Annotated in this window: 15 protein-coding genes; 7 read left to right on the forward strand and 8 right to left on the reverse strand. The window is 61.8% G+C overall.

What is annotated here, in order from left to right:
* Positions 1–82: 82 nt before the first annotated feature.
* Positions 83–976, reverse strand: a complete 894-nt coding sequence (locus HWX91_RS08985) for a LysR family transcriptional regulator (RefSeq protein ID WP_028194791.1) — start codon at positions 974–976, stop codon at positions 83–85.
* Between the two features lie 199 nt (positions 977–1175).
* Between HWX91_RS08985 and HWX91_RS08990 the strand changes: the two genes are divergently transcribed.
* Genes HWX91_RS08990 through HWX91_RS09000 form a run of 3 tightly spaced genes read left to right on the forward strand, consistent with a single transcriptional unit; the run spans position 1176 to position 4732 of the window.
* Positions 1176–2366, forward strand: coding sequence for a YncE family protein (locus tag HWX91_RS08990; protein WP_028194792.1), 1191 nt, complete (start codon positions 1176–1178; stop codon positions 2364–2366).
* A gap of 34 nt (positions 2367–2400) precedes the next feature.
* Positions 2401–3225, forward strand: a complete 825-nt coding sequence (gene aroE / locus HWX91_RS08995) for a shikimate dehydrogenase (protein ID WP_244144031.1) — start codon at positions 2401–2403, stop codon at positions 3223–3225.
* 28 nt (positions 3226–3253) lie between these two features.
* Positions 3254–4732: an MFS transporter gene (locus HWX91_RS09000; RefSeq protein WP_244144032.1), complete on the forward strand. Its 1479-nt coding sequence runs from the start codon at positions 3254–3256 to the stop codon at positions 4730–4732.
* 42 nt (positions 4733–4774) lie between these two features.
* Here the strand turns inward: HWX91_RS09000 and HWX91_RS09005 are convergent, their stop codons facing one another.
* Positions 4775–5386, reverse strand: a complete 612-nt coding sequence (locus HWX91_RS09005; protein WP_028194794.1) for an NIPSNAP family protein — start codon at positions 5384–5386, stop codon at positions 4775–4777.
* Between the two features lie 116 nt (positions 5387–5502).
* Here HWX91_RS09005 and HWX91_RS09010 point away from each other — a divergent pair, with 116 nt between their 5' ends.
* Positions 5503–6381 carry a LysR family transcriptional regulator gene (locus HWX91_RS09010; protein WP_028194795.1) on the forward strand — a complete coding sequence of 293 codons (879 nt, stop codon included), beginning with the start codon at positions 5503–5505 and terminating at the stop codon, positions 6379–6381.
* A 244-nt stretch (positions 6382–6625) separates the two neighbouring features.
* Here HWX91_RS09010 and HWX91_RS09015 read toward each other — a convergent pair whose 3' ends face one another.
* Together HWX91_RS09015 and HWX91_RS09020 are read right to left on the reverse strand one after the other, a co-directional pair.
* Positions 6626–6994 carry a cupin domain-containing protein gene (locus tag HWX91_RS09015; protein WP_028194796.1) on the reverse strand — a complete coding sequence of 123 codons (369 nt, stop codon included), beginning with the start codon at positions 6992–6994 and terminating at the stop codon, positions 6626–6628.
* A gap of 42 nt (positions 6995–7036) precedes the next feature.
* Complete coding sequence (locus HWX91_RS09020; protein WP_028194797.1) at positions 7037–8338, reverse strand: NAD(P)/FAD-dependent oxidoreductase; 1302 nt, start codon at positions 8336–8338, stop codon at positions 7037–7039.
* 583 nt (positions 8339–8921) lie between these two features.
* Here HWX91_RS09020 and HWX91_RS09025 point away from each other — a divergent pair.
* Together HWX91_RS09025 and HWX91_RS09030 are read left to right on the forward strand one after the other, a co-directional pair.
* On the forward strand, positions 8922–9200 hold the full coding sequence (locus HWX91_RS09025) for a DUF1488 family protein (RefSeq protein WP_028194798.1): 279 nt from the start codon (positions 8922–8924) through the stop codon (positions 9198–9200).
* Positions 9201–9218: 18 nt separating this feature from the next.
* Complete coding sequence (locus HWX91_RS09030; RefSeq protein ID WP_028194799.1) at positions 9219–10010, forward strand: phosphate/phosphite/phosphonate ABC transporter substrate-binding protein; 792 nt, start codon at positions 9219–9221, stop codon at positions 10008–10010.
* Positions 10011–10036: 26 nt separating this feature from the next.
* Here the strand turns inward: HWX91_RS09030 and HWX91_RS09035 are convergent, their stop codons facing one another.
* The 4 genes from HWX91_RS09035 to HWX91_RS09050 all read right to left on the reverse strand — a co-directional run bounded on the left by HWX91_RS09035 (position 10037) and on the right by HWX91_RS09050 (position 15927).
* On the reverse strand, positions 10037–12070 hold the full coding sequence (locus tag HWX91_RS09035; RefSeq protein ID WP_028194800.1) for an acetyl/propionyl/methylcrotonyl-CoA carboxylase subunit alpha: 2034 nt from the start codon (positions 12068–12070) through the stop codon (positions 10037–10039).
* 107 nt (positions 12071–12177) lie between these two features.
* Positions 12178–12963 (reverse strand): enoyl-CoA hydratase/isomerase family protein, encoded by a 786-nt coding sequence (locus tag HWX91_RS09040; RefSeq protein ID WP_028194801.1) that lies wholly within the window; start codon positions 12961–12963, stop codon positions 12178–12180.
* A gap of 28 nt (positions 12964–12991) precedes the next feature.
* Positions 12992–14599, reverse strand: a complete 1608-nt coding sequence (locus HWX91_RS09045) for a carboxyl transferase domain-containing protein (RefSeq protein ID WP_028194802.1) — start codon at positions 14597–14599, stop codon at positions 12992–12994.
* Positions 14600–14745: 146 nt separating this feature from the next.
* Entirely contained in the window at positions 14746–15927 is a 1182-nt protein-coding gene (locus HWX91_RS09050; RefSeq protein ID WP_028194803.1) for an isovaleryl-CoA dehydrogenase, read from the reverse strand.
* 297 nt (positions 15928–16224) lie between these two features.
* Between HWX91_RS09050 and HWX91_RS09055 the strand changes: the two genes are divergently transcribed.
* Complete coding sequence (locus HWX91_RS09055) at positions 16225–16956, forward strand: TetR/AcrR family transcriptional regulator (protein ID WP_028194804.1); 732 nt, start codon at positions 16225–16227, stop codon at positions 16954–16956.
* The last annotated feature ends 137 nt before the right edge of the window (positions 16957–17093 follow it).

The raw sequence follows: 17093 nt of genomic DNA on the forward strand, positions 1-17093 counted from the left end.
GTTGCAGCGACGGCCGGGCAACATCGGGTGATGAAGAAAGCGAACTCGCTTTGCCAAGGTCGTCGTTTTTCGGCGACGATCATCAGTTATCCGATGCATCTCCGACGCTTTGCATCATCACATCGAAGAGCACACGTTTTGCCGCGCTATCGAGTCGCGTATACGCAAGACCGATACCGGTACGGTGACCAGGAAGATCAAGCGGACGCGCCACGACCTTGGGCGGCAGAGCCAGCGCCGCAGCAGCCGGAATAACGCCAATGCCGAGTCCCGCCGCCACCAGCGCCAGCATGGTCGGGAATTCGCCCAACTCCTGAGCGATGTCGAGCACCGCGCCCTGCTGTGTCAGCGCGACCAGCATCTCGTCGTAAAAGCCGGGCGCGTATCGCCGCGAGAGCACGAAAGCGGGCGAACCGCTTAGATCGGTCGGATGAATCAAGGGCTTCGCGGCTAGCGCATGATCTTCAGGCACCGCCACCACGAACGATTCCTCGAGCACAATGCGCGTTTCGAGTCCTGCGCCGCTCACGGGCATGCGTATCAGACCGAAGTCGAGCTTGTTGCCGTGCAAGGCGGCGATCTGCTCCGGCGTCGTCATGTCCTTCAACTCCAGCGTAATGAGCGGATAGCGTGCGTGCATGCTGCGGATCAGATCAGGCAGCAGTTTCGGCAGGACCGACGACACGAACGCAATGCGCAGCACGCCAATCTCCCCACGCGCGGAAAGCCTCGCGGTCTGCTCCGCGCGCATCGCCTGATGAAGCGTGGCGCGCGCTTCGGGCAGAAAGAGCCGCCCGGTGTCGCTCAACGCAACGTTATGCCGGTCGCGCTCGAAGAGCCGCACCTCCAGTTCCTCTTCCAGTGCCTTGATCTGCATGCTCAGCGCGGGCTGCACGATACATAGACGCTGCGCCGCGCGGCCGAAATGCAGCTCTTCAGCCAGTGCCACGAACGCGCGCAGGTGCTTCAATTCCATGGTGTCTCTCCGCAAGCGGTCGCTTGTTATCACGAATCATGATAACAACGTCACGAAAGACTATTGGCGCGTTTGCTGCACTTGCGTTGAACTTGTGGGCATTCAAGGTTACGGGCTGCCTCACTGGGCACGCAGTGCAGTCCGGTAAACGCCGGCCAGCACGGCAATACGCCACAAACAAAAGATCGGAGACATCGACATGCACTCATTCATCGCGAGCCGGACGCGCGGCGCGCAAACGCTCGCCGGTTTGACAATCGCATTCGCGGCATGCGCCGCACATGCCGCGGACTGGATCGTCTCGGGCAATGACGGCAAGTATCAGCGTGTCGAAGGGCGCGATACCTACCCGGCCAATGCTCAACCCGACACGCTCACGCTTCTCGACGCCAGCCGCTTTCCCCCGCAGGTCAAGCTTCAGGTAGAGGTGGAGAACGGTATTCAGGGACCGCCGCAGGCGGTCGCGGTCACACCAGACGCCACCGTGGCGCTGGTCGGCGCGCCTACCCGCTATGACCACGCCGCCAATAAACTGCTGATGGATTCCTTTGTCCAGGTCGTCGATCTGCACGCGTCGCCGCCCGCTGTCAGCCGGCTCGAGATCGGCAGCCATCCGCAGGGCATCGCCATCGACCGCAGCGGAAAACTTGCGCTCGTCGCGTGCGTCGACGGTAGCGTGGTGGTGCTCGGCATAGACGGAAACCGCGTGACGCTGACGGATACGCTGAAGATCGGCCAGAAGCGTCTGGCCGGCGTGAGCTTCACACACGACGCGAGGCATGCGCTGGTTGCACTGCGCGACGAGCAAGGCGTCGCCGTGCTGAATGTTGCGGACGGCCATGTCACCGACAGCGGCGTACGTCTGTCGAGTGGCGTGGCGCCCTACACCGTCGACGTATCGAGCGACGGTAAATGGGCCGTCGTGAGCGACGTCGGTCTCGCCGGCCTGCCCGGCTACGCGGGCACGCTCGCCGGCGACGCCGACGCGATCACGCTCATCGACGTGTCGCACGAACCGTTCCGCGCGGTGCAGCACTTCGCGGTGCCGTCGCTGCCCGAGGGCGTGGCGATCTCGCCCGACGGCAAGTGGATCGGCGTACAGGCCATGGACGGCTCGAACCTGACGCCGGACAACCCCGGACGCCATGCGCGCGGCAAGGTGCTTCTGTTCGCGATCCGCAACGGCCAGGCCGTAAAGATGTCCGAGGCGCCGGGTGGCGAAGCTGCGCAGGGCATCGTGTTTACCGCCGACAGCAAGCATCTGATCGTGCAGTTCAACGTCGAGAAGCAGCTCGCCATGTTTGCGGTGAACGGCGGCCATCTGCAGGACACCGGGCAGCGCATTGCGCTGACGGGCGGCCCTTCGTCGCTTCGTACGACCCCGCGCTGACCATCGTCAACTGAACACAACAGGGAAATAGCCCATGCGCTTCATGCCTCACTCGATTCCGACGCTATGCGGCTCGCTCGCCGGCCAGCCATTCACGTTCAACGTCAAGGTGCACAACGCGGCTTATCAGGCGCTCGGCGTCGACTATACATTTGTGAGCTTCGGTATAGAGGATGTCGCCGGTGCGATCAACGCGATGCGCACGCTCGGCATTCGCGGCCTGAATGTGACGATGCCGCACAAACAGGCCGTCATTCCCTACCTCGACGCGCTCGACGAAACGGCGCGCGAAATCGGCGCCGTGAATACGATCGACAACCGCGACGGCCACTTGACCGGCTACAACACCGACTGCAGAGGCGCGGTGCGCGCGCTCGAAGAAGTAACCTTGCTACCGGGCCGCCGCATCGCGCTGCTCGGCGCGGGCGGCGCGGCGCGTGCGATCGCCTGGGGCGTACGGCGCGCCGGTGCGGAGATCACGGTATTCAACCGCACCGCCTCGCGCGGAGAAGAACTCGCCCACCACTTCGGCCTTGCTTTCGGCGGCGATCTGAACGATTTCGATGCGGCCGGGTTCGACGGCGTGGTCAATGCAACGGCCGCCGGCTTCCGCGCGCCCGACGTCAATCCGCTGAAGCCCGAACAACTTGCGGCGCATCTGTTCATCATGGATGCGGCGTTTATCCCCGTGCGCACCAAGCTGATTCGCGACGCCGCTGAGCTTGGATGCCGCGTCGTCGATGGCACGCGGATGCTGCTGCATCAATTCTGCGGTCAGATCGAGCTTTACACGGGCAAGCCCGCGCCGCTCGATACGATGAGCACGGCCTTGCTCGACGAGATTGCACGCGTCGGCTAGAGGAGCATTCGGGTCATGAGTGACCGGAATGGCATTCCCGATTGGAGGAGACGACAAGATGAAAAACCAGCAAACCGTTGCAATGGACCCACGCAGTCCAGGTCATACCATCGGCGCGCGCGCCAATGGCGGCAACCACGAAGTCACAAACGCCGACCTGTATCGCGCCGCATGGGCTGCGTCGCTCGGCAGCGCTCTGGAATATTATGATTTCGCGCTGTACAACCTCGCGTCGGCGCTGATCTTCGGGCCGCTCTTCTTTCCGTCCAGCACGCCGGCCATCGGACTGATCGCGAGCTTCGGCGCGTACTTTCTCGGCTTCGCCATCCGGCCGGTGGGCGGCATCATCTTCGGCACGCTCGGCGACCGTTACGGACGCCGGTTCGTTCTGATGGCGACGATCCTTTTGATGGGCATCGCCAGCACGCTCATCGGCGTTTTGCCCACCTATGCGTCCGCTGGCATCTGGGCGCCGATCCTGCTCGTGGGGTGCCGCTTATTGCAGGGACTGGGCGCCGGCGCCGAACAGGCAGGCGCTGCCGTGTTGATGGCCGAGTACGCGCCGGCCAAACGGCGCGGCTATTTCGCCGCGTTGCCGTTCATGGGCGTGTTGCTCGGCACCGTGATGGCGGCTGCGATCTACTTCGCGCTGGTCCGCGTCGAAGACCTTTCGCAAAGCTGGCTATGGCGTGTACCGTTCCTGCTGAGCGCTGTGATCATTGCGGTGGCGATCTGGATCCGGCTGAAGCTCAAGGAGTCGCCGTCGTTTGCCAAACTCGAAGCGCGAAGCGAAGTCAACGAGAATCCGTTGAAGCACCTCATGCAGCATTCGAAACCGACGCTCCTCAAAGTCATCGGCATGCGCATGGCCGAGAACGGCGGTTCGTCGATCTATCAATCACTCGCTATTAGCTACATCGCAACCGCGACCGGCCTCAAAGGCCAGATCGGCCCGATCGCCCTGCTGCTCGCCGGCGCCTCGGGGGCGATCATCATTCCGCTGGCCGGCATGGCGAGCGACCGGTTCGGACGCATCCCCGTCTATCGCGCCTTCGCTTTTTATCAATTGCTGCTGGCCTATCCGACCTGGTGGGTGCTGAGCCTCGGCAACGCCACGGCAAGCATTGCGATGTTATGCGTCGCGCTGGCCGGCGTCTGGGGCATGTTCGCGACGCAGGGTGCGTTGCTGCCGGAGCTCTTTGGCGCGCAGCATCGCTATGCCGGCGTGGCGGTGGGACGCGAAGTGTCGGCCGTCATCGCAGGCGGCGTGGCGCCGCTCGTCGGCGCATCCATCATCGCCTGGGCGACGGTGCATTGGGGTGGACACGAAGGGACGCTTCTGGCGTGGATTCCGCTTGCCAGCTACGTCGCGATTCTTAGTTTGATCGGCGTGGTAACGACCTATTTCACACCGGAAACACGCGGGCGTGATCTCGATGATCTACGCGACGCTGCTGACGCACCGGTGAACGGTTTTGCCGCAGCAAAGCTCGCCGAAGAAAATTGATCGATACGAGCGCTACGGCGCGGGATCGCAACAGAATCCATGTCACCGCAGTGGCGAATTGATCGTCGGTATCCAGATCGTGGACGTCGCCTCATAGAAATTCTCAGGGCCGCCTACGGGTGGCCAGATCCCATCGGCGAAAGACTTTGCACGTATCGCGATGCGTTCATCCAGGCTTTCCCAGGGCCATATGTGCGTGATGCGCGGCACGCCGTCAAGCGCGTACATATTGACGGTCAGAGGGGAGCGTTTTGACCGCTCAGGCATCGCGGCCTGCCACGCCGCAATAGTAGGCACGAGTCCGCCTGGTCTTAGCCAGTAGGTGCGGAACTCGTAGTACCTGCCGAACGAACCCGGTTCGACGGGAGGAAGGAAAGGAAAGCCGGCGTAGCTCTCCATCTCGATCGTACAGGTGCTGCCTGCCGCTCCGAAAGGGTTCGCGTGATGTAACGCACGCGTTCTTTCCTGAGACAATTCCTCGGCATCGGCGAACCCTCGCAGAATGCGCACGCTCCCTAGCCGCCCGTTTTCCGAGGTCCATGCGCCGAGCCGGCAACCTGTGGTTTCGGGATGATTGAGGTAGGCTTCCGCGTTCGCGATCACCTCCGGCAGCTTCAGAATATGCGACGACAAGGTAACCAGTTCGTAGAGCATGTCAGATTCTCCTAAGTCCGTGAACGGTCTTCAGTCGACCGCCACAAACGAGACTAGACTTACCGTGGTCGCCTGGGAATTCCTCATCGGTTCACAAACTCTGTTAAAAAATCGCTATGTTCGACTGGCAAGATTTGCAGTACTTTCTGGTACTTGCGGACACCGGGACGCTCTCGGGCGCGGCAAGCAAACTGTCAGTCGAACACGCCACCGTGGGGCGGCGTGTAACGTCTCTGGAGTCGGCGCTCAGGCTGAAACTGATTCACCGGCTCCCCCGCAGCATCCGTTTGACCGAGGACGGAAAGGCCATCGCCATGCTCGCCCGATCCATGGCCCAAGGCGCCGGGACAATTGAAACATACGCGCTGCGGGCGTCGTCCACGCTATCCGGCACGGTCCGTATCAGCGTGCCGCCTACAGTGGGTAACTATTGCATCGCACCGCACATACGCACGTTCCGTGAATCGCATCCGGCCTTGAAGATCGTGATGGAGGGATCGCCCGACATAGCACCACTGGACCGAGGCGTCGCGGATATTGCTGTTCGCATGGTCAAGCCCGAGGAAGGCAGTCTCGTTGCACGGCGCATAGGCATAATCCGGTTTGGTCTATATGCCAGCCGTACCTATGCGGCGCGCCCTTCCGCGCAATGGGAGTTCATCGTCTATGACTCGTCGCTGGATCATGTGAAACATCAAAAGTGGCTACGTAAAAATATCGACGAGCGGCCCATCGTATTCGAAGCGAGCGATGCGACTGGGCAACAGATGGCCGCGCGCAACGGCGTGGGTGTTGCACTTCTGCCCACGATGATCGGCGACAACGACGCTGAACTGGTCAGACTGGACATTGGATCCGAGCCGCCCGAAACCGGGCTCTGGCTGGTGACCTACCCCGACCTGCGCCGTACGCCTGCGATCAAGGCTGTTATGGAATTCCTGGTCCACCACATCGGTCGAGAAACCCATTACGCCGATAAGGACGCCCGCAAATAGATCGCCGTCAACTGGGGCAGAAATGCGCCCCAGCGCGAAAATGTCATGCGTCTATCGCAAAAGATGTTCGCGCTAGCATCGGCAACAGTGGCACGTGAGCGGATTCAGCCCTTGCGCGATGTCTGCAAAGGCAATTCGCCGAAGAGTCGCCGGTATTCACGGGCAAAGTAACTGGCATCGTTCGACCGAACCGGCGCCCGACACGCGCGGCTCGGCATCATGGCGCCGGTATGGCGCGCGGCGTTCAGACGAATGCGAGGTAATGCTTCACGAAGCCGTCCGAGACCACTTCCCAGACCGTCGACGTCCCCTTCGCAACGAACCACGAATCGCCAGCCTTGAAGCTACGGGTTTCGCCCGTCGACTCGTCTGTAATGCGGACCTCGCCCTCGACCACCGTCGCCTGCTCCGAGAACGGGTAAACGAGCCGGAACTTGCCCTTGGTGGTTCCGAAATACGCCGCCGAAACAGGATCAGTCGGCGCCCCGTGCGTCATTCTGCCGAACGCCGCGACATCGCCCCCTTCGAGGATTTGGCCGCCGAGGTCGCTCAGTTTTCCCCAGGCGTCGAGTTCGGAAATCTTGATGCCGTGTTGAATCGCGGTAAGACTCACGTATTGGTACTCCTTATCAATCAGTTAGCGAATTAGAAGAAATCAACGCCGGCCATGCCAGTAGCCCGACGTCTGGTGCATCACTTTACCGAGCGAGACCAGGAACGCTCGATATTGATCCTTGCCCCGGATGCTCCCCCGCGGAATCGAACTCAACAGACGGTAGCGATCCGAGCCGCCCAGAATGCCCTCTGCCAGAATCTTGCAGATGATCTGGCTGGGCGTGACGCCGAATCCACAATAGCCTTGCACAAAGAACGCGTTGGGCCGGTCCGGCAGCGTGCCAATCTGCGGAAAAAGATTGAGCGTGGTGGCCATCGGGCCGCCCCAGGCCAGGTCGATCTTGACGTCCTTAAGATAGGGAAAGACTTCGAGCATCAGCCGCCGGTTCCACTCTTTCAGGTCACTCGGCATATGCTCGATGAGCGCCGTGGACGAGCCGAACAACAAACGATTCTCGTTCGTCACGCGATAGTAATTAATGACCGGCCGGATATCGCTATATGCACCGCGAATCGGACTGATGCGTTCGATCAACTCGTCGCTCAACGGCTCCGTCATGGAGTTGAACGCGTAGACATTGATCGTGCTTCTATGCAGTTCCGGTTCGAGTCCGTTGATGAAGCCATCGCATGCCCAGACGATCTTGCTGGCCCTGACGCTGCCCTTCGCCGTGCGCACATGAACCATGTCGCCGTAGGTGATCTGGAGTGCCGGGCTGTACTCGAAGATACGCACGCCGTAAATTTCCGCTACCGCCTTCGTTTCGCCGAGCAGCAGGTTCAACGAATGCACGTGCCCGCCGCCCATATGCAGCAGGCCTGCGTGATAGACATCCGATCCGATGATCTGTTTGACGTCGGCACCTTCCACGTAGCGGATTTCGTGCTGGCTGCCGAGCGACTTGAAGTCCTTTTCCCAACTGCGCAGCGTTTTCGCCTGGCGGGCGTTGTAGGCCAGATACCCGTAACCACTGCAAAAATCGGCGTCGATGTTGTATCGCTCGATGCGTTCGCGCATGATCTGCGGGCCGAGATCGCTGAGTGCGAAAATGGTACGCAGTCCCTCTTCACCGACATCCTTCTTGATCGCATCGAGGTCATGGCCGATTCCCGCCATTACCTGGCCGCCGTTGCGACCGCTTCCACCGAAACCCAGGTAGCGGGCCTCGAGTACGACGGTGTTTGTCACGCCGTTCTCAGCCAGTTCGAGCGCGGTATGAATGCCCGAAAAGCCCCCTCCAATGATGACCACATCGGCCTGGATATCCTCCTCCAGCGACGGGAAGCTCAGCTCGTATTTTTTCGTGGCCGTGTAGTACGTAGCGGTTTCGTCAATGTGCATCGTATTTCCTGCTGGCGCGTTGCATCATCAAAGCGCGCAAAATTAATCGATCGGAGCACCAGGTCGCGTGCCCTCGTCTGGCCGGGAGCGGACTCGCCGTGCCTAATGCCGGTTTAATGCTGTACATCGAGCTGCGCCGCCGGTACCTGCGGTTGCCCGGCCTGCATTGCGAGGCGGTCTGCACGATGCGATTTACTTTAAGCGCCCAGAAAGGCGACCGTTAGCGCATATCGGCAACGCATGACGCGCCACCGTGCGCACGACCGGCCCAGCGCAGGGCCCGCGCAGCAACATGCCGTCGAGACACAATGTGGGAAGCAAAAAATGAAGAGCTGTGGCACAAAGCGGCAATCCGCGCGGAACGCGGGTTAAACCAGGGTTTGTGCGGAGAGGTCGCGGTGATGCGAAAGCCCGCTGAGTTCTGGTGTATATACGTGCACGAGCCAGGAAACCCCATTCGGCTCAAGGTGTCTCGCGACCTGGTACTCGCCGCGCCCTTTTGCCCTCAAATGCCGGTTTTCCCACAGACCGGAAGCTCACGCCCTGTCACCGTGATGACTCGGGCAGGTGGCAGGAGATGGCGATGTCGGTATATGTCGATGAAGGATTCAGGCCCTGTGTCACAGAATGCGCGACCGTCGCGTTCCGGGTCTGTTTTGACGATCGGGTGCGGATCTTCGAGGTCAGCGCCGAGGCACTGATGACCTATTGTGGCGCAGCAAGCAAGCGGCGCCGCGATTTGCTTGTTGCGTTCGAGGCCGCGCAACTCGAGATACTGAAAGTGGTGGAGTGTAAATGGCCATTCAAACAGAGCGAGCCCGTGCGCCTGGGGCTCGACGAATTCCGAATGGTCAGACATTAGGTATGCCAGAATTGCGTCATGACCTGGATCGCCGCCCTGCCGATGTACAACGTGACGCCCGCGCTCGCGACTGCGTGGCGCGATTGGCTGGGCGACGTCTTAAGCAGGGTGAAGCCGGCCTGCCGCATCGTCGAGCCCGACGAGGAACTGCACGGCTTCTGGCGGCGCCCTAACGTATTGCTCTCGCAAACCTGCGGCTATCCCCTGATGCATGGATTGAACGAGCAGGTTCAACTAGTGGCCACGCCGCAATTCGATGCGCCGGGCTGCGAAGGCGCGGATTATTCGAGCGTACTGGTCACGCGGGTCGATGCGCCGTTCGATTCGCTCGCGGCGTGCCGCGGCGCACGGGCGGCCTACAATCAGGACGATTCGAATAGCGGCATGAACGTATTTCGCCACGCGGTGGCGCCGCTTGCCCGCAACGGCGCATTTTTCAGCGCTGTCCTGCGCACCGGTTCGCATCTCGGATCATTGCGCGCGGTCGTGGAAAATCGCGCGGACATCGCCGCGATCGACTGCGTGACATTCGCGTTTGTCTGCGATGAGCTGCCGGAACTGGCGCAACGGGTTCGGCAAATCGGCATGACGGCGGCGTCGCCGGGCTTGCCTTTGATCGCTTCCGGCAACGTGCCATCCGCAACGATCGAGACGCTGCGCGAAGCCCTGAGCGAAGCACACCGCACTCAGCCCGAGCGCGCCAAACGCTTGCGTTTGAAGGGCTTTTCCACGTTGCCGCTGACGGATTACGAACGGATCGAGCAACTCGAAAACGAAGCGCGCGCTAACGGTTACGTGCGCCTCGTTTAAGCCTTCTGCGCCTCCGGGCTGGATTACTAGCTTACGTCCAGCACCAGAAGCTGCGCCCCATCGGCGACCTGATCGCCGACCGCATACAGCACTTCCGACACCGTGCCTGCCGCCGGCGCACCGATGGTGTGCTCCATCTTCATCGCTTCCATCACGATCAGCGGCGTGCCCTTCTCCACCACCGTGCCTGGTTCGACCAGCACCGCGATCACCTTGCCCGGCATCGGCGCGGTCAAACGGCCTTCGCCGCCTTCGGCATCCGCGGCATGCGCGAGCAGGTTCTGCCACTCGAAGGCCAGCGCCTCGCCGAGGCAGAACACGTGGAACGTGTCGGCGTCGATGAAAACGCGCCCTGTCACCCGCGCATCGCCAATCGTCGCACGGTATTCGTGCTCGCCTGTGCCGCCCGACCACGTGAAGTTCTCGCGCACACCATCGTGTTCGAGCGTTTGCGTGGCGCCGTCGCGGGCAAACGTGACCGTGAAGACGCTGTCGCTTTCGTTTGCGCTGCGGTTGCTGTCAATGTCGCGCCAGCCTAGCGTCTGCGTGTAGCCGCTGTTCAGGCGCCAGTGCGATAGCGCATCCCACGGCGACGCGCCATGCGCGCTGCCGCCTTCGCGCGTCAGCAACGCGGCGCAGGCGAGCGCCAGCGCCTCCTTGAAAGGCTTCCTGGCCGGCGCGAACAAGGCATCGTGATGACGTTCGATCAAACCCGTATCGAGATCGCCCGTTGCAAACGGTTCGCTCGTGACGATACGTTGCAGGAATTCGACGTTGGTATGCGGCCCCACCACTTCGCAGGCCCGGAGCGCGCGATTCAGCCGCGCGAGCGCTTCTTCACGCGTCGCGCCGTGAACGATCAGCTTGGCGATCATCGGATCGTAGAACGGCGTGATGGTGTCGCCTTCACGCACGCCGCTGTCGATGCGAACCGAGGCTTTGCGGCCCGGCTCGCCGATCGAAAATTCGACCCCTTCCGGCATGCGCAGATGCTTGAGCGTACCCGTCGACGGCAGGAAACCGCGTGCCGGGTGCTCGGCGTAAATACGCGCTTCGATCGCGTGCCCGTCGACTTTCAGTTGTTCCTGCGAGAGCGGCAGCGGTTCGTCGGCGGCAACGCGCAGTTGCCATTCCACCAGGTCCTGCCCCGTCACCATTTCCGTGACCGGATGCTCGACCTGCAGACGCGTGTTCATCTCCATGAAGTAGAAATCGCCGGTGCCGGTCATGATGAACTCGACCGTCCCCGCCCCGACGTAATTCACCGCGCGCGCGGCGGCCACGGCCGCCTCGCCCATCTCGCGTTTGATCTCCGCGGACAAGCCCGGCGCCGGCGCTTCCTCGAGCACTTTCTGGTGACGCCGCTGCACCGAGCAATCGCGATCGAACAGATACACCGCGCCGCCGTGACGGTCCGCGAATACCTGCACTTCCACGTGACGCGGCCGCGTCAGATATTTTTCGATCAGCACGCGATCGTTGCCGAAGCTGCTGGCCGCTTCGCGCTTGCACGATGCCAGCGCCGCCGCGAAATCCTCAGTGCGTTCGACGACCCGCATACCTTTGCCGCCACCACCCGCGCTCGCCTTCAGCAAGACCGGATAGCCGATCGCATCGGCTTCGCGATGCAGCAGTTGCGCATCCTGATCGTCGCCGTGATAGCCCGGCACGAGCGGCACGGCAGCCGCATGCATCAGCGCTTTCGCGGCCGCCTTCGAGCCCATCGCGGCGATCGCTTCGACCGGCGGTCCGATGAAGACGATGCCGGCCGCTTCGCAGGCATGCGCAAAGTCTTCGTTTTCCGACAGGAAGCCATAGCCCGGATGCACCGCCTGTGCGCCAGTGGCGCGCGCGGCTTCGATGATGCGTTCGACCCGCAGATAGCTTTCCGCCGCGGTCGATCCGCCGATGTGCACCGCCTCGTCACAGGCGGCCACGTGTTTCGCGTTGGCGTCCGCATCGGAATACACGGCCACGCTCGCGATGCCGAGCCGCTTGCAGGTCGCGGCGACGCGGCATGCAATCTCGCCGCGGTTGGCAATCAGGATCTTGTTGAACATGAGGTGTCTCGGTGATTGTCCCGAAGTGTCCCGACGTGTCCCGTCGGGGGCCGGGGTGTTCTGGTGGAGGCCTGCCTGAGCCTCGGAATAAGTGCCTTCGCGATGCTTCAACTGCGCCAGGACGGCGTACGCTTCTCAAGGAACGACGCAACGCCTTCGCGGCCTTCCGCCCCGGCGCGCGTACGCGCAATGCGCGCCGCCGTGTCTTCGATCATCGCTTCGTTCAACTCGTGCCCGGCGATATCCTGCACCAGCTGCTTGCAGGCACGCACCGCTTGCGGACCGTTTGCGCAAAGCGTTTCGGCGATCTGCTGCACGGTAGTGTCGAGTTGCTCGATGCCCACCACTTCGCTGACGAGCCCGAGGCGATACGCCGTCGCGCAATCGAACTGCTCGGCGGTGGTGAAGTAGCGGCGCGACGCCTGCTCGCCCAGCGCGCGGATCACGTACGGTGCGATGGTCGCCGGGATCAGGCCAAGACGCGCTTCCGAGAGGCAAAAACGTGCGCTCTCTACCGCGACGACGATATCGCACGCCGAGATCAAACCCATGCCGCCCGCGTACGCGTCGCCGTTCACGCGCGCGATCACAGGTTTGCTGCAGCGATAGATCGACGCCAGCATGTTGGCGAGCAGCATCGCGTCGGCGCGGTTCTCCGCGTCCGAGTAAGCGGCCATCTTCTTCATCCAGTTCAGGTCGGCGCCCGCACAGAACGCCTTGCCGTTCGCGGCGAGCACCACCGCGCGGACGTCGTCGCGAGCATCGAGCGCCGTGAAGGCCGACGTCACCTCGGCGATCATGGTTTCGTTGAACGCATTGCGGACGTCAGGCCGATTCAACGTGACCGTGGCGATCTGCCCGGCGAAACCGAGATTCAGCGTTTCGTATTGCATCGTTGCAGCTCCTGCGCGTAGCGTTTGGTCACATTCTGAACACGCCGAAACGCGTGTCTTCGATCGGCGCGTTCATCGTCGCGGACAGGCCCAGACCGAGCACGTCGCGCGTTTGCGCCGGATCGATCACGCCGTCGTCCCACAGACGCGCGCTTGCATAGTACGGGTGGCCCTGGTGTTCGTATTGATCGCGAATCGGCTGCTTGAACGCCTCTTCTTCCTCGGCGCTCCACGAACCGCCCTTGCCTTCGATGCCGTCACGCTTGACCGTAGCCAGCACCGACGCCGCCTGCTCGCCGCCCATCACCGAAATGCGCGCGTTCGGCCACATCCACAGGAAACGCGGCGAATACGCACGGCCGCACATGCCGTAGTTGCCGGCGCCGAACGACCCGCCGATGATCACCGTGAACTTCGGCACCTTCGCCGTGGCTACCGCTGTCACCATCTTCGCGCCGTTACGTGCGATGCCTTCGTTTTCGTACTTGCGCCCGACCATGAAGCCCGTGATGTTCTGCAGGAACACCAGCGGAATCTTGCGCTGGCAGCATAGCTCGATGAAGTGCGCGCCCTTGAGCGCCGACTCCGAAAAAAGAATGCCGTTGTTCGCGATGATGCCGACCGGATGCCCCCAGATATGCGCAAAGCCGCAGACGAGCGTGGTGCCGTAACGGGCCTTGAATTCGTCGAAAGCCGAATCGTCGACGATGCGCGCAATCACTTCGCGAATATCGAACGGCTTGCGTGTGTCGACGGGAATCACGCCGTACATGCTCTTGACGTCATAACGCGGTGGCTTCGGCTCCTGCAACGCCACCGGCACCTGCTTCGTGCGATTCAGATTGCCGACGATGCTGCGCGCAATGCCCAGCGCATGCGCATCGTTCTGCGCGAGATGATCGACCACGCCCGACAGCCGCGTGTGCACGTCACCGCCGCCCAGGTCTTCCGCGCTCACTACTTCGCCGGTTGCGGCTTTGACCAGCGGCGGCCCGCCCAGAAAAATCGTCCCCTGATTCTTGACGATGATCGACTCGTCGCTCATGGCGGGAACATAGGCGCCGCCCGCCGTGCACGAACCCATCACGACGGCGATTTGCGGAATGCCCGCCGCGGACAGATTCGCCTGGTTGAAGAAGATGCGGCCGAAGTGATCGCGATCGGGGAACACGTCGTCCTGATTCGGCAGATTCGCCCCGCCCGAGTCGACCAGGTAGACACATGGCAAATGGTTTTCGGCGGCGATCTCCTGGGCCCGCACGTGTTTTTTCACGGTGATGGGATAGTACGTGCCGCCTTTGACCGTTGCGTCATTGCAGACGATCACGCATTCCTGTCCCGCGATGCGGCCAATGCCCGTGATGACGCCCGCGCCGGGCGCGTCGTTGTGGTACATGCCATAGGCCGCGAGTTGCGAGAACTCGAGAAACGGCGTACCCGGATCGAGCAGTTTCTCGATCCGGTCGCGCGGCAGCAGTTTGCCGCGGCCCGTATGTTTGTCGCGCGCAGCTTGCCCGCCGCCCAGTGCGAGTTTCTCGATCTTCGCGCGAAGATCGGCGACCAGCGCTTCGAGCGCCGCCGCATTGGCGCGGAAGTCGTCCGAGCGCGGGTTCAGCTTTGATTCGATGATCGGCATTGCGTGGCTTCTCCGGTGTCGACCACAGTTAGCGCGTTGACCAGAGTTAGCGTCCCGACCAGAGTTGACGCATTAGCGCCGAATCTGGTCGCAAAGCGCTTACGCTGCTCCTATAGCGCTGACTCTGGTCCCATGCAAAATTTGGTTCAAGCCGTCTCGGCAAACAGTTCACGGCCAATCAGCATGCGGCGGATTTCGCTCGTGCCCGCGCCGATTTCATAGAGCTTGGCATCGCGCCATAGACGGCCGACCGGGTACTCGTTGATATAGCCATTGCCGCCGAGAATCTGGATCGCCTCGCCGGCCATCCACGTCGCTTTTTCAGCGGTGTAGAGAATCACGCCCGCGCAATCTTTGCGTACCTGGCGCACGTGCTCCTTGCCGAGCGTATCGAGTTGACGGCCCACTGCGTAGAGATACGCGCGGCACGCTTGCAGCGTGGTGTACAGATCGGCGACCTTGCCTTGAATCAGCTGGAATTCGCCGATCGGCTGACCAAACTGCTTGCGATCGTGGATATACGGCACGACCGCGTCCATGACCGCGACCATGATGCCGGTCGGACCACCGGCGAGCACGGCGCGCTCATAATCGAGACCGCTCATCAGCACCTTCGCGCCGCCGTTCAATTGACCGAGAATATTTTCTTCCGGCACTTCGACATCCTGAAACACCAGTTCGCCGGTGTGCGACCCACGCATGCCAAGCTTGTCGAGCTTTTGCGCGACCGAGAAGCCCTTCATGCCCTTCTCGACGATAAACGCGGTGATACCGCGCGAATTCGCTTCAGGATCGGTCTTCGCGTAGACGACCAGCGTGTCGCAATCCGGGCCATTGGTGATCCACATCTTGGTGCCGTTCAGCACATAGCGGTCGCCCTTCTTGTCCGCGCGCAGTTTCATGCTGACCACGTCCGAGCCCGCGTTCGGCTCGCTCATGGCGAGTGCACCGACGTGCTCGCCGGACACCAGTTTGGGCAGATACTTTTCCTTTTGCGCCGTCGTGCCGTTGCGATGAATCTGGTTGACGCACAGATTCGAGTGAGCACCGTACGAGAGGCCGACCGATGCCGACGCGCGCGAGATTTCTTCCATCGCGATCATGTGCGCCGTGTAGCCCATATTCGCGCCACCGTATTCCTCCGAGACCGTCATGCCGAGCACGCCCAGATCGCCGAATTTGCGCCACAGGTCCATGGGGAACTGATCCGTGCGATCGATTTCCGCGGCACGCGGGGCGATTTCTTTGGCGGCGAAGCCTGCAATGCTGTCACGCAGCATTCCGATTTCTTCGCCGAGCGGGAATTGCAAACCGGGCAGGTTGCTCATTGCGGTGTCTCCAGAGTTCGTTGGCGGCCGCTCAGCCTGGGTAGGCGCGGCTGGTCCGAATGCGGCTCAGCGGACGGCGGCGGCCTTCTGGGCGTTCTGCGCTGCCAGCACCGTCCTGCACGAGGCGCGAAATGTTCAAGCCGCATTTCACGCTAGATTTACGTAAGCGTCAATAGGTATTTTGAGTAACACTCAGAAACTGGCCTGCCCGCATTCTCTGGTCTTGTGGCGAGGCTATAGCGTGATAATATTGTCGCTACCGGGGCTATCTGCCCCACAAAACTGAACTTAACTCATATGACGGTTGCCTTGAAGGCCGAGTTACCTGCCTCGCGCCGCCAACCGGCCGGGCGCAAGTCGCAGCAGCGCGTGAAGGAGATTCTGGAGGCGGGACGCGACGTCTTCTCCGAGAAGGGTTACGAGCGCGCGACGACGGCGGAGATTGCGCAGCGCCTGGGCATTTCCGAGGCGACTGTCTTCAGTTATTTCCGCGGCAAGCGCGAGTTATGCGCGCGGGTGATCGGCGATTGGTACGACGAGATCATTGAAGCGATCGAGTCCGGGTTGCCGCGTGACGGCACGGTGCGGCAGCAGTTTGCATTTATTGTGCGCACGCATTTGCGGCTGATGCTGGTTAACGGCACTGATCTGTGCGCCCTGGTGTTGTCCGAGGGCCGGGCCCGGCATCATGAGTTGAGTGAGGCGCTGACCGAATTGCAGCGGCGCTACACGGCGCCGTTGATGCGGGTGCTGGCACGAGGCCAGGAGAGTGGGCAGATCCGCGCCGACATGCCACTGAGGCTGCTACGGTCGATGGTGTTCGGGCCGATGGAACATGTGCTTTGGGATGCCACTCTGGCGAATCGGCATATTGATATTGACGCTACCGCGGATCAGTTGATCGATGTTTTGTGGGCGGCGTTAATGCCGGTGGATTTGGCTGTCAGTGCGTTGCAGCAGTTCAGGGCTGACGTGGCTGAGGCGAATCGGCGGTTTGATGAGGCCGCTCGCGCGGCGGGTGGGGTGTAGGGGGTGGTTTTTTGCCTGTTCGGCGGGTTTGTTTTTTGGTCTTGCTCTTTGGCCTTTCCTTGATTTGTTAGTGGTCCGTTCTGTTGTTGGTCTTTTGGCCTTTCCTTGGTTTGTTAGTGGTCTGTTTGGGTTGGTCT

The sequence above is a fragment of the Paraburkholderia fungorum genome (assembly GCF_902833645.1).
Lineage (GTDB): Bacteria > Pseudomonadota > Gammaproteobacteria > Burkholderiales > Burkholderiaceae > Paraburkholderia > Paraburkholderia fungorum.

Excerpts from the sequence above, each read along its gene's own strand:
- HWX91_RS08985 (WP_028194791.1), bottom strand. The coding sequence starts at position 976 with ATGGAATTGAAGCACCTGCGCGCGTTCGTGGCACTGGCTGAAGAGCTG.
- HWX91_RS08990 (WP_028194792.1), top strand. The coding sequence starts at position 1,176 with ATGCACTCATTCATCGCGAGCCGGACGCGCGGCGCGCAAACGCTCGCC.
- aroE (WP_244144031.1), top strand. The coding sequence starts at position 2,401 with ATGCGCTTCATGCCTCACTCGATTCCGACGCTATGCGGCTCGCTCGCC.
- HWX91_RS09000 (WP_244144032.1), top strand. The coding sequence starts at position 3,254 with ATGGCATTCCCGATTGGAGGAGACGACAAGATGAAAAACCAGCAAACC.
- HWX91_RS09005 (WP_028194794.1), bottom strand. The coding sequence starts at position 5,386 with ATGCTCTACGAACTGGTTACCTTGTCGTCGCATATTCTGAAGCTGCCG.
- HWX91_RS09010 (WP_028194795.1), top strand. The coding sequence starts at position 5,503 with ATGTTCGACTGGCAAGATTTGCAGTACTTTCTGGTACTTGCGGACACC.
- HWX91_RS09020 (WP_028194797.1), bottom strand. The coding sequence starts at position 8,338 with ATGCACATTGACGAAACCGCTACGTACTACACGGCCACGAAAAAATAC.
- HWX91_RS09025 (WP_028194798.1), top strand. The coding sequence starts at position 8,922 with ATGTCGGTATATGTCGATGAAGGATTCAGGCCCTGTGTCACAGAATGC.
- HWX91_RS09030 (WP_028194799.1), top strand. The coding sequence starts at position 9,219 with ATGACCTGGATCGCCGCCCTGCCGATGTACAACGTGACGCCCGCGCTC.
- HWX91_RS09035 (WP_028194800.1), bottom strand. The coding sequence starts at position 12,070 with ATGTTCAACAAGATCCTGATTGCCAACCGCGGCGAGATTGCATGCCGC.
- HWX91_RS09040 (WP_028194801.1), bottom strand. The coding sequence starts at position 12,963 with ATGCAATACGAAACGCTGAATCTCGGTTTCGCCGGGCAGATCGCCACG.
- HWX91_RS09045 (WP_028194802.1), bottom strand. The coding sequence starts at position 14,599 with ATGCCGATCATCGAATCAAAGCTGAACCCGCGCTCGGACGACTTCCGC.
- HWX91_RS09050 (WP_028194803.1), bottom strand. The coding sequence starts at position 15,927 with ATGAGCAACCTGCCCGGTTTGCAATTCCCGCTCGGCGAAGAAATCGGA.
- HWX91_RS09055 (WP_028194804.1), top strand. The coding sequence starts at position 16,225 with ATGACGGTTGCCTTGAAGGCCGAGTTACCTGCCTCGCGCCGCCAACCG.